General features: G+C 71.7%; 11 protein-coding genes. 6 read left to right on the top strand and 5 right to left on the bottom strand.

The genetic code is table 11. The features are described 5' to 3' along the window. The first annotated feature begins 36 nt into the window (after window positions 1–36). The 6 genes from ABD262_RS13270 (at window position 37) to ABD262_RS13245 (ending at window position 6,734) form a co-directional block, all read left to right on the top strand. The gene (locus tag ABD262_RS13270) at window positions 37–2,118 is read left to right on the top strand and encodes a hypothetical protein (RefSeq protein WP_344136862.1); all 2,082 of its coding nucleotides are present in this window, start codon (window positions 37–39) and stop codon (window positions 2,116–2,118) included. A gap of 30 nt (window positions 2,119–2,148) precedes the next feature. Next, window positions 2,149–2,697, top strand: a complete 549-nt coding sequence (gene sigM, locus ABD262_RS13265) for an RNA polymerase sigma factor SigM (RefSeq protein WP_344136859.1) — start codon at window positions 2,149–2,151, stop codon at window positions 2,695–2,697. A gap of 85 nt (window positions 2,698–2,782) precedes the next feature. Beyond that, entirely contained in the window at window positions 2,783–3,616 is an 834-nt protein-coding gene (locus ABD262_RS13260) for a hypothetical protein (RefSeq protein WP_344136856.1), read from the top strand. A 172-nt stretch (window positions 3,617–3,788) separates the two neighbouring features. Beyond that, a complete protein-coding gene (trxB, locus tag ABD262_RS13255) occupies window positions 3,789–4,793 on the top strand; it encodes a thioredoxin-disulfide reductase (RefSeq protein ID WP_344136853.1) in 1,005 nt (334 codons plus the stop codon). A gap of 196 nt (window positions 4,794–4,989) precedes the next feature. Further along, window positions 4,990–5,316, top strand: a complete 327-nt coding sequence (gene trxA, locus ABD262_RS13250; RefSeq protein WP_056921368.1) for a thioredoxin — start codon at window positions 4,990–4,992, stop codon at window positions 5,314–5,316. Between the two features lie 245 nt (window positions 5,317–5,561). After that, window positions 5,562–6,734, top strand: coding sequence for an N-acetylmuramoyl-L-alanine amidase (locus ABD262_RS13245; RefSeq protein WP_344136849.1), 1,173 nt, complete (start codon window positions 5,562–5,564; stop codon window positions 6,732–6,734). Between the two features lie 57 nt (window positions 6,735–6,791). On the opposite strand, the gene ABD262_RS13240 is transcribed toward ABD262_RS13245, so the two are convergent. From ABD262_RS13240 to yidC, 5 genes are all read right to left on the bottom strand, one after another. Next, complete coding sequence (locus ABD262_RS13240; RefSeq protein WP_344136846.1) at window positions 6,792–7,961, bottom strand: ParB/RepB/Spo0J family partition protein; 1,170 nt, start codon at window positions 7,959–7,961, stop codon at window positions 6,792–6,794. Between the two features lie 11 nt (window positions 7,962–7,972). Further along, the gene (locus ABD262_RS13235; RefSeq protein WP_425564866.1) at window positions 7,973–9,010 is read right to left on the bottom strand and encodes a ParA family protein; all 1,038 of its coding nucleotides are present in this window, start codon (window positions 9,008–9,010) and stop codon (window positions 7,973–7,975) included. 350 nt (window positions 9,011–9,360) lie between these two features. Further along, complete coding sequence (gene rsmG, locus ABD262_RS13230) at window positions 9,361–10,152, bottom strand: 16S rRNA (guanine(527)-N(7))-methyltransferase RsmG (protein WP_344136843.1); 792 nt, start codon at window positions 10,150–10,152, stop codon at window positions 9,361–9,363. 40 nt (window positions 10,153–10,192) lie between these two features. Further along, the gene (locus ABD262_RS13225) at window positions 10,193–10,930 is read right to left on the bottom strand and encodes a Jag family protein (protein ID WP_425564865.1); all 738 of its coding nucleotides are present in this window, start codon (window positions 10,928–10,930) and stop codon (window positions 10,193–10,195) included. Window positions 10,931–10,941: 11 nt separating this feature from the next. Next, window positions 10,942–11,985: a membrane protein insertase YidC gene (gene yidC, locus ABD262_RS13220; protein ID WP_344136840.1), complete on the bottom strand. Its 1,044-nt coding sequence runs from the start codon at window positions 11,983–11,985 to the stop codon at window positions 10,942–10,944. Between the last annotated feature and the right edge of the window lie 42 nt (window positions 11,986–12,027).

The following is a 12,027-nucleotide window of genomic DNA, read 5'->3' as shown; positions in this document are numbered from 1 at the left end:
GGACCTGGCGTGGTGGACGAGATCGTAGGAGGCAGCGTGCACGGGGTAGGCCCTTCGACGGTGCTGGGCGGCCGCTACGCCGTCCAACGCCGGCTCGAACAGCTGCCGAAGGCCGAACGCTGGTCGGCCCACGACACGACCCTCGAGCGCGATGTGGTCATCGTCTGCTTCTCCGAGCAGGAGTCCCACGCCGACACCACTCTCGACGCCGCGCGACGAGCCGCCGGCCTCGACAACCACCGGCTCGTGCGGGTGCTCGACGTCGGGCGCTCCGAGGGCATCGCGTTCTTCGTCGAGGAAGCCATCTCCGACTCCCAGACCCTGACCCAGCTCCTCGAGCAGGGCGGCCTGCCCGCCGAGGAGGTGCGCCGCATCGCCGGCGAGACCGCCACCGGTCTCGAGGCGGCCCGCGGTCGCGGACTGCACCACCTTCGGCTCACCCCGCACTCGATCCTGCGCGCCCACGACGGCACCATCAAGGTGCGTGGCGTGGCCACCACCGCGGCGATGGCCGCCGATGACGACGTCGACGCCACCCGCGCGGCCCGCACCGACGCCATCGGCGTCGTGGCCATCACGTATGCCGCGCTGACCAGCCGGTGGCCGCTGCCCGGCCACGTCGCCGGGCTCGAGTCAGCCCCCCACGTCGTCGGCGGCGTGCCCGCGCCGTCCGAGATCGCGGCCGGTGTGCCCGGAGACCTCGACGCGCTGTGCCGCCTCACTCTCAACGAGGACCAGGGCCCGCTCACCCCGGGCGACTTCGCCAGCCAGATCGCCCCGTGGGCGATGTCGCAGGTGCAGGGCCTCGGCGGGACCCGACCGGTCGACGACGGCAGCACCCGCACGATCGCGCTGCCGCGCGACGAGCTCGATGCAGCCCTCTCGTCCGTGCCTGCGCCGCCGGTTCCCCCGCCGCCGGTGCACCCCGACGAGCAGGGTCCCTTCGCGCCGGTCACCGCCGAGCCCGACGAGCCGGCCGGCGCGGCGTTCGGCGCGGCGGCCCTCGGCGAGCCCACCCCCACCCAGCCGCTCATCCCCGTCACCGGTGCGACCGACCATGAGACCGACCATGAGACCGGCCACGAGACCGGCCACGAGACCGGCCACGAGACGGACCACGAGGGGGTGCCTGTCTCGGAGCTCGGCCCGGACCACGACGCCGGTGCGGCTCCCGACCAGCCGACGACCGGCGCGGCTGCTGCCGGCCAGGCCGCCGCAGCCGCGAGCGCCGTGGGCACCGCCCTCGGCACCGCAGGTCACGCCGCCGGCCAGGCGGCCGGGGCAGCGGCCCACCGGGTCGGCACCTTCGCCCGTGCGGCCGCCGACAAGGCGGCCGAGCGCCGCGCGCAGCGCCAGGCCGCCGAAGAGCGCGCCGAGCAGCGCCGGATCTCCCTCGACGACGCACTCGTCGAGGGCCGGGAGCCGCTCGGACCACCGCTGCCGATGCTCTCCGCCGAGACCGGCACGGCCCCGACCCGTGACCAGACCAAGGTGGTCCTGGTCATCATGGCTGCCTTCCTCATCGTGGCCACCGTGCTCGGCTTCTGGGGGGCGTCGAGGATCGGCTCGAACAGTGACCTCGGGCTGGGTGGCACCCCCGCTCCCAAGAACACCGTCAAGGTGACCGCCCCGGCCGTCACCGTCACCCCCTCGGCCCCGGACAGCAGCGGGGGCGAGCCAGGGGGTGAGTCGTTCGCGATCCTCAGCGCCACCGGCTTCGACCCCGAGGGCGACGGCGCGGAGCGCAACGGCGAGGCCCCACGGGTCTTCGACGGCAAGGCCAACACCTACTGGAGCTCCGAGGGCTACGCCAGCGCCAACCTCGGCGGCCTCAAGAAGGGCGTCGGCCTGCGGCTCGACCTCGGCCAGAACCGCAGCGTGTCGACGGTCCAGCTGGTGCTGCCCAACGCCGCCGACGTGACCGTCTACGTCGGCGAGGACCGTGACTCCCTGGGCAGTGCCACCGAGGTCGGCAGCTCGAAGGGCAAGTCCGGCACCGTCACCCTCAAGGCACCGTCGATCGTCAAGGGCCAGTACGTGTTCGTCTGGTTCACCGCGGTGACCCGGGTGTCCGACGGCCGCTTCCGCGCCACGCTCGCCGAGGTCACGGTCAGCTGAGCCGGCCCCGGCCAGCCGCCCGGCGCACCCATGAGCAGCCTCCCGTTGCACGAGCAGGACGACCGCGAGCTGCTCCGCGCGCACGTCGAGGGCGACCCGGAGGCGTTCGGCGAGCTGTTCCGCCGGCACCGTGACCGGATGTGGGCGGTGGCCCTGCGCACCACCCGCAACCGGGAGCTCGCCTCGGACTGCGTCCAGGACGCCTTCATCTCCGCCTTCCGGCGGGCCGGGTCCTACCGCGGTGACGCGGCGGTCACCACCTGGCTGCACCGCATCGTGGTCAACGCCTGCCTCGACCGGCTGAGGCGCGACAAACCGACCAGTGAGCTGCCCGAGCACGAGCTCGCCGACCGCCACGACGCGCCGTCCTCGGTCGACACCCGCCTCGACGTCCGCGAAGCGCTCGACCGCCTTCCCGAGGGCCAGCGGATGGCGCTGATCCTCGTCGACATGCACGGGCTGTCGGTCGCCGAGGCGGCCGCCGTCCTGGAGGTCGCGGAGGGCACCGTGAAGTCGCGGTGCAGCCGGGGTCGCGACGCCATGGCCGAGCTCCTGCGGGAACCATCGGGGCAGCCGTGACGTCGTACACATGTCGCCACCGCCGTGTCCGCACCGGCAGCCGCGCGACCACGCAACCGACACCGACCGTCTGGAGGAAGTCGTGGTGAGCACACCCCCCGTGCCCCCGGCGGACAGCGGCGTCCCCCCGCACGGGAGCTCCTCGCAGGGGCCGCACCGCCCGGGCGCACGACACCCCGACGACGCGGAGCACGACCCCACCGGCATCCGGGCGCTCCTGTCGGCGCTGCCCGACCCGGGGCCCATGCCGCCCGACCTGGTCGCCCGCATCAGCGCCTCGATCGCGCAGGAGCAGTCCGCCCGCCAGGGCGGCACCGTCGTGCCCCTGCGGCGGCGCACCTGGGGCTGGCAGCACCTGGGCGCCGCTGCCGCGGCCGCCGTGGTCCTCGCGGTGGGCCTGCCCGCCCTGCTGACCGGCACCGGTCCCGGTGACGTGATGGCGTCCCTGCAGGGCAGCTCCTCGGCCGACAGCGCCAGCAGCGCCGAGGGCGACACCGGTGCCCAGGCCGACTCCGGCGGCGCGCCCGCCGCACCCGGCCCCACCGTGCCCCGGCCGACCACCCTCGGCGACCAGCGGGTGCGCGGCTCGGTCGGCGACGTGGCCCTCGCCGCCACCGGCACGGCATACACGACTGCCGGCCTCGCCACGCAGGCGGCGGCGCTGGGCACCACCTTCGAGGCGTCCTCGGCCGCCAAGGACACCACCGTGCCCTCCGGCGAGGCCGGGCTGCGCAGCTGCCTCACCGCGCTCGGGGTGCAGGACGGGCTCCGGGTGCGGGGCGACGTGGCAACCCTCGACGGCGTCCCTGCCGTGATCGCGCTGGTCGACCGTGGCGGCACCGAGTCGGTGTATGCCGTGGCCCCCGACTGCGACGCGCAGCACCCCCGGCTGCTCGCCGGACCCCTCACCCTCCCCTGAGCGGCCGCCGCAGGCCGGTTGCGGCGCCTGTCGCCCGCCTCACCAGCCGGTCCCCCGCGCGTCGGGCCGGTCAGGCGGCAGCAGGGAACATCGAGGCCCTACGATCAGTTGAAGAGTCCGGCACCGTATGTTGCGGTGCACCGCCTTCTCGACCACAAGGGGCTGTAACCGCGTGACCACCACCGCACCCGCTGACATCCGCAGTCTGATCATCATCGGCTCGGGCCCGGCGGGCTACACCGCCGCCGTGTACGCGGCCCGCGCCAACCTCCAGCCGCTGCTCTTCGAGGGCGCCGTCACCGCAGGTGGGGCCCTGATGAACACCACCGAGGTGGAGAACTTCCCCGGTTTCCGCGACGGGATCATGGGTCCCGACCTGATGGAGAACATGCGGGCCCAGGCCGAACGGTTCGGCGCCGAGATCATCACCGACGACGTCGAGTCGGTCGACCTCGAGGGTGAGGTCAAGACCGTCGTCGACGCCGAGGGCAACACCTACCGCGCGCACGCCGTCATCCTCGCCATGGGCTCGGCCTACCGTGAGCTCGGCCTGCCCGACGAGAAGCGGCTGTCCGGCCACGGTGTCTCGTGGTGCGCGACCTGCGACGGCTTCTTCTTCCGCGACCAGGACATCGCGGTCGTCGGCGGCGGCGACTCCGCCGTCGAGGAGGCGACCTTCCTCACCAAGTTCGCCCGCTCGGTGACCATCGTCCACCGTCGTGGCGAGCTGCGGGCCTCCAAGATCATGGCCGAGCGGGCGCTGTCCAACGACAAGATCAAGTTCGCCTGGAACTCCGCCGTCGAGGCCATCCACGGCGACGCCAAGCTGACCGGCATCACGCTGCGCGACACCGAAACCGGGCAGACCCGTGAGCTGCCCGTCACCGGCCTGTTCGTCGCGATCGGCCACGACCCGCGCAACGAGCTGGTCAAGGGGGTCGTCGACCTCGACGACGAGGGCTACGTCCTGGTCAAGGGCCGCACGACGCTGACCAACCTCCCGGGGGTCTTCGCCTCGGGTGACCTGGTCGACCACACCTACCGGCAGGCCATCACGGCGGCGGGCTCCGGCTGTGCCGCGGCCCTCGACGCCGAGCGCTACCTCGCCGACCGCGAGCACGCCGGCGCCCCTGCCGCCGACGTCGCCCTCACCGACGAGCCGGCCCTCACCCACTGACCTGACGCACCGACCCGGACGCGCCGGCCCCCACCGGTCCGCCTGTCACCCCCAGCGGGGATCATGACAGGCAGCCGCAGCCACACCGCACAGCCAGCCACCCCGCCGAACGGCAACACCGCTGAACAGCAACACCGCAGACCAGCAACAACGCAGACCAGTCATCAACCGCAGCACCACCGAAAGGAGCCCCCGAGTGGGAGCCATCAAGGACACCACGGACGCCACCTTCGAGGCCGACGTCCTCCAGAAAGACAAGCCGGTCCTGGTGGACTTCTGGGCACCCTGGTGCGGCCCGTGCCGCGCCGTCGCCCCGATCCTCGAGGAGCTGGCCGTCGCGCACGCCGACAAGATCGAGATCGTCAAGCTCAACACCGACGAGAACCTCGCCGTCAGCAGCCGCTACGGCATCACCGGCATCCCGACCCTGAACGTCTACGTCGGTGGCGAGGTCGTCAAGACCCTCGTGGGGGCCATGCCCAAGCCCAAGCTCGTCCGTGAGCTCGCCGACTACCTCGGCTGAGCGAGACCACGCCGACCAGCTGTCTGACCGATGCCGGTCGCGCCCGATGCTGGGCGCGACCGGCATGGTCGTTCCCTGGCCTGTCCGGTTGGTCCGTGACCCGGTTCTGACTTAGGCTCGGGCGTCAGACACGGACGCGTCGGGAGACATCCCACCCGGTGTCGGCGCAGCACCGCTGACCTGCACAAACATCCATCCACGACGACCCGTTCGCCGGCCGTCACCCGCCCTGCCGAGGAGGCCGCGTGTCAGACAGCAAGTACGGCCTGCTCGGCCTCGGCAGCCACGGACCCGAGGTGGCGGACGTGCGGGCCCGCCTGGCCGCGCTGCCCGACGACCAGCTGCCTGACCGTCCCGACCTGCACGCCGACGACCCCGCCCAGTTCGACGCCTCGCTGGAGCGGGCCGTGCGAGCCTTCCAGCAGCACAAGGGCCTCATCGTCGACGGCGTCGTGGGCGTGGAGACGTTCACCGCCATCGACGGCGCCCGCTGGGCCCTCGGTGACCGGATCCTCCTGCACACGCCCGGACACCTCCAGCGTGGTGAGGACGTGGTGACCCTGCAGGAGCGGCTCAACACGCTCGGCTTCGCGGCCGGCCGGGTCGACGGTCGGTTCGGGCCGGAGACCGAGCGCGCCGTCCGCAGCTTCCAGCGGGCCTACGGCCTGTCCGGCGACGGATCGGTGGGCCCCGACACACTCCGGGCGTTCGACGACCTGCGCCGCTCGGTGTCCGGCGGGTCGGCCAACGTGCTGCGCGAGCGCGAGCTGGTCCGCCGGTCGGGGCACAGCCTCTCGGGCCGCGTGGTGGTGCTCGACCCCGGCCACGGCGGCTCCAACACCGGCGCCGTCGCCCACGGGCTGGTCGAGGCCGAGGTCGTCATGGACCTCGCCCGACGCATCGAGGGCCGGCTGACCGCGATCGGCGTCTCCGTCATCTACACCCGCACCGAGCACACCAGCCCCACCGAGGAGGAACGGGCGGCACTGGCCAACGATGCCGGGGCCGACCTCGTGCTCTCGCTGCACTGCGACTCCCATGACGCGGCCGAGGCCAGCGGGGTGGCCACCTTCTTCTTCGGTCGCGACCGCAAGACGTCCTGGTCGGCCGTCGGCGAGCACCTGGCCGACCTCGTGCTGCGTGAGGTGGTGGCCCGCACCGGGCTGGAGAACTGCCGCTCGCACGGCCGCTCGTGGGCCCTGCTCCAGCAGACCCGCATGCCTGCGGTGCGCGTCGAGGCGGGCTACCTCACCCACCCCAGCGACGCGGCCCGGCTGGCCGACCCGCTGTTCCGCGACACCCTCGCCGAAGCCGTCCTGGTCAGCCTCCAGCGGCTCTACATGGGCGACGACGACACGGCCACGACCGGCGTCCTGCGACTCGGCGACCTGCGCGCCTACCTCGCTTCCCACAGCTGACGCTGCGGCACCAACTCGCTACTGCCACAACGTTTTTCGGCGCTTCACCCCGACGACTCAGGCGCTGCGGTCCAGCCCCAGCATGTCGACGATCCGGTTGAGGTCCTCCACGGAGGCGAACTCGACCGTGAGCTTGCCCTTGCGCTGGCCCAGGGCGATGTTGACGCGGGTGTCGAAGCGGTCGGAGAGCCTGGCGGCCAGGTCGTCCAGCTGCGGGTGGCGGCTGCCGGCCCGCGGACGACGCGGCTTGGCCACCTCGTCGGGACCACCCACGGCCACGATCTCCTCGACGTTCCGGACGCTGAGGCCCTCGGCGACGATCCGCTGGGCGACCCGCTCCATCGCCGCACCGTCGGCCAGGCCCAGCAGGGCCCGCGCGTGGCCGGCGGACAGGACTCCGGCGGCGACCCTGCGAGCCACCAGCGGCGGCAGCTTGAGCAGCCGGATCGTGTTGGAGATCTGCGGGCGTGAGCGACCGATCCGGGAGGCGAGCTCGTCGTGCGTGCAGCCGAAGTCCTCGAGCAGCTGCTGGTATGCCGCGGCCTCCTCGAGCGCGTTCAGCTGGCTGCGGTGCAGGTTCTCCAGGAGGGCGTCGCGCAGGAGGTCGTCGTCCTCCGTCTCCTTGACGATGGCCGGCACGGTGGCCTTGCCGGCCTCCTGTGAGGCGCGCCAGCGGCGCTCTCCCATGATCAGCTCGTAACGCACGCCGTCGGCCGCGTTGTCGAGCTCGTCAGGCCCCTGACCTGCAGGAATGGGCCGGATCACGATCGGTTGGAGCACGCCGATCTCACGGATCGAGTGCACCAGCTCGGCCATGTCGTCCTCGTCGAAGACCGAGCGGGGCTGGCGCGGGTTCGGCCGGATCTGCTCGACCGGGATCTCGCCGTAGGAGACCCCCGGGACCGGAGCGAGGTCCGAACCCTCGTCGCCTGCGGCCTCGCGGACGTCCTGGTCGCCGCCCTCGGCGACGGGCGCTGCCGAGCCCGTCTCGGCTGCGCCGTCGGTCGTGGCGGTGGCGATGGAGCCGTCCACCGCGTCGGGATCGGCCTGGGTCACTCCCCCGCCCTGGTCCTGATCGGCACCTCGGGACCCACCGGCATACGCCGTGGCTGCGCCGGGGCGCGAGTCGGGGAAGAAGACGTCCACGGGACGGCCGTTGGGGGAGGTCGGGGCGTTGGGGATGAGGGCACCCAGGCCCCGGCCGAGGGCGCGACGCTTCTCGCTCATGGTTTCTTCTCTCAGTTCTGCGCGGAGGCGGTCTGGTGGTCGGCGGAGGCAGCGCCGCGATCGGCGAGCTCTGCGGCGGCTCCCAGGTAGGACAGGGCACCGCTGGAGTTGGGGTCGTAGGTCATCACGGTCTGCCCGTGGCTCGGCGCCTCGGAGATCCGCACCGACCGGGGCACCGTGTTGCGGAGCACCTGGTCGGGGAAGTGGCTGCGCACCTCGTCGGCCACCTGGGCCGAGAGTCGGGTCCGTCCGTCGTACATGGTGAGCAGGATCGTCGACACGTGCAGCGTCGGGTTGAGGTGGTTGCGGATCAGCTCGATGTTCTTGAGCAGCTGCGAGAGGCCCTCGAGGGCGTAGTACTCGCACTGGATCGGGATGAAGACCTCCTGGGCCGCGACGAACGCGTTGACCGTCAGCAGTCCCAGGCTCGGCGGGCAGTCGATCAGCACGTAGTCGGGTGCCGGGCGATCCGAGGTGAGGCGCTGCTCGAGGTAGGCGGCGATCGCCTTCTGGAGCCTGGTCTCGCGAGCCACGAGCGAAACCAGCTCGATCTCGGCTCCCGCCAGGTCGATGGTGGCCGGGGCGCACCACAGTCCGGCGATGTCGGGGCACTCCTGCACGACGTCCGCGAGCGGCGTGCCCTCGACGAGCACGTCGTAGATGCTCGGCACCTCGGCGTGGTGGTCGATCCCGAGCGCGGTGCTGGCGTTTCCCTGCGGGTCGATGTCGATGACCAGCACGGTGAGCCCGGCCTGGGCGAGACCCGCAGCGATGTTGACGGTGGTGGTGGTCTTGCCCACCCCGCCCTTCTGGTTCGCCACGGTCAGCACCCGGGTGGCCGGTGGCTTGGGGAAGACCCGACCGGTCAGGGCGATCCGCTTGCGGGCGTCTGCGGCGACGGCGCGGGCGAGGGGGGTGTCCCGGTCGCCCTGCGGAAGCGCGGAGGCCACCTCCTCACGGTCGTCCGTTTCACGTGAAACGACGGCAGCCAGGGACTCCAGTGCTTCCTCGGCAGCGAGGGAGTCCCCGGTATGGGGGGCCCCGTCCACGTCACGGTGGGAGATGGCTTCGTGGGACGTCTCTGTTTCACGTGAAACGTCGCGTGGCGCCTGCAGCCCCACGATGGAGGGATCGTCCGTCTGGGGTGCTGTTTCACGTGAAACAACCGGATCGCCCGCTGGGCTGACACTTCCGGGCCAGCCGAGGGCGGTGCTCGCGCGGCTGAGCCGCTGTGGCCATCCGAGTCCCTGGGTCAGTTGCACTGTTGCTGTGCTCACACAGTCACCTCGTTGGCCATGGACATCATCCAACCCTACGTCGCGACCGAGTTCCAACGCGGGAGGCAGCGCCTGCGGCGACAGCGGGGAATCCGGCCGTGGCCGACGCCAGAGACCGGCGGTCAGCGGGACGAACGGCCGGCGTTGTTGCCCTTCGCCGATCGACGGGCGGCGCCCTTGGAGCGAGCCTTGGCCGCCGGTCGCGGCCCGACCGTCACCTCCAGCGTGGTCGTCGGGACCGGCAGCAGCCCCGCGCCGTAGCTCTGGATGCGGGCAGAGGTCATGCCCAGCTTGCGCAGCGTCTTCTGCTCCGCGTCGAGCTCCTCGGCGGCTGAGCCACCCTTGAGTGCCACCAAGGTGCCTCCGTCCTCGAGGAGGGGGAAGGTCCAGCGGGCCAGCTTGTCGATCCGGGCCACCGCGCGGGCGGTGGCGTAGGGGGCCGACACGATCCCGGCGAGCTCCTCGGCCCGGCCGCGGTGCACCGTGCAGTTGTCGAGCCCCAGCTGCGCGACGGTGGTCGACAGCCAGGTCGTGCGGCGCAACATGGGTTCCACCAGGTGCAGGTGCAGGTCGGGGCGGACGATGGCCAGCGCCAGGCCGGGCAGCCCGGCGCCCGACCCGACGTCGACCACTTCCACACCGTGGGGAAAGGCCTCGTGGGCGACGGCGCAGTTGAGGATGTGACGGTCCCAGAGGATCGGGACCTCCCTGGGTCCGATCAGGCCGTGTGAGACGCCGGTGTCGGCGAGGATCGCGGCGAACCGCTCGGCCAGTCGCAGGCGTTCCCCGAACACCGCGGCCGCAGCCGCAGGAGCTGCGGGCGCCCCGGCCTGCCCCGTCGGGGATGCCGCGACGGGCGCGGTCCCGGTCTCCCCGGTCCCGCGCCCGTCGTCGGTGCGCTCGTGCGATGTCATGCGCGCTGTTTCACGTGAAACACGGTCGGAGTCGCTCGTGTCACGCCGGGAGGATGACGACGAACCGGCGCGGCTCGACACCATCGGACTCCGAGGTCAGGCCGGCAGCGAGCACCTCGTCGTGGACCACCTTGCGCTCGAACGCCGTCATCGGCTCGAGAGCGGCCTGCTCACCGCTCGCCTTGACCTGCTCGATGACCGTGTGGGCGAGCTCGACCAGGTGCGAACGACGTTCGGCGCGGTGGCCGGCGACGTCGAGCATCAGGCGGCTTCGCTCACCCGTCGCCGACTGCACGGCGAGTCGGGTCAGCTCCTGGAGCGCCTCGAGCACCTTGCCGTCCTGGCCGACCAGGCGACGGGGGACCCGACCCTCGTCGGAGTCGACGATCGACACGGCGGCACGGTCGCCGTCCACATCGACGTCGATGTCACCGTCGAGGTCGGCGATGTCGAGCAGGGTCTCGAGGAAGTCTGCTGCGACCTCGCCCTCGCGCTCCAGGTCGGCCACCTTGGTCGATCGACGGCGGGGGCTGGCGGACGGGTCCGCACCCTGCTCGTCCGAGTCGGCGTGGTCGTCCTGCGGGGCGTCCGCTGCGTCCGCCGCGTCAGCCGCGTCAGCCGCGTCCAAGGGGTCGCCGGCCTGCGCGTCGCCGCTCAGGGCCTGCGCCTCGGTGGCCTCCGTCTCGCTGGCATCGCCGGGCTCGGTGGTCTCGGTGACCTTGGGGGTCTGGGCGCTGGCGGGGGTGTCGTCCACGACAGTGTCGTTGTGCTCGGTCATGGTGATCACTCTCAGTTGTCGGTCTGGGGCTTGGGGTCGGTGGCGGAGCTGGCGTCGGCGGCCTTGCTGGGCTTGGCCCCCGGCTTGGCGGCCGCCTTGGCGGCTCCACTCTTCTTCTTCTTGTTCCGGGAGGGCTGCACCCGCTGGCCGGTGGGCTTGGGGGCCTCGGACTCGTCGGCCTTGTCGAGCCCCTTGACGGTGAACTCCTGGACGGGCTTGCCCTTCTTGCGCCGGCGTTCCTGCATGGCCTTCTCGGCCTGGGATCCGGGAGCCGGCATGTTGCGGATCACGTAGAACTGCTGGCACATCGACCAGACGTTGGTCGTGAGCCAGTAGAGCAGGACACCGATCGGGAAGTTGACACCGGAGATCGCGAAGAAGATCGGCATCAGGTAGAGCAGCATCTTCTGCTGCTTGGCGAAGGGGTTGTCCAGCGCGGAGGCCGGCATGTTCTTCATCATCAGCTGGCGCTGGGTGGTGAACGTGCTGGCCGACATCAGGATGATCAGGATGACCGTGACGATCTTGACCGTCGTCCCGCCGTCGCCCAGGAACCGGTCGGACAGCTGGGCCCCGAAGAAGGTCGACGACTCGGCCTCGGCGGCGAGCTTGCGCGAGATCGGGCCGATCGGGTCGACCGTGCCGTTGGCGATCTTCTGCAGGTTGTTGAGCACGCGGAAGAGGCCGAAGAAGAACGGCGACTGGAGCAGGATCGGCAGACACGAGCTGAACGGGTTGGTCCCGGTCCGCTTGTAGAGGTCCATCGTCTCCTGCGTCATCGCCTGACGGGAGTCGGGGTCCTTCTTGTCCTTGTACTTGGCCTGGATCTTCTGCATCTCGGGCTGGATGAGCTGCATCCGGCGCGAGGCGTGGATCTGCCTGACGAACAGCGGGATCATCGCCGCCCGCATGACCACCACGAGGCCGACGATGGACAGCGTCCACGCCACCCCCGAGTCGGACGGGATGCCGAGGGTGGTGAACACCCAGTGCCAGCCGTACAGGATCCACGAAACGATCCACTCGAACGGGTAGATCAGGTCAGCGAAGCTCATGTCGTCCTCAATCTGGTGGTGTCCCGTCGAGGTGACGGTCCA

It is taken from the genome of Pedococcus bigeumensis, from assembly GCF_039531795.1.
In the GTDB taxonomy this organism is placed as follows: Bacteria; Actinomycetota; Actinomycetes; order Actinomycetales; family Dermatophilaceae; genus Pedococcus; species Pedococcus bigeumensis.
This window is presented reverse-complemented; position numbering and strand designations above follow the sequence as displayed.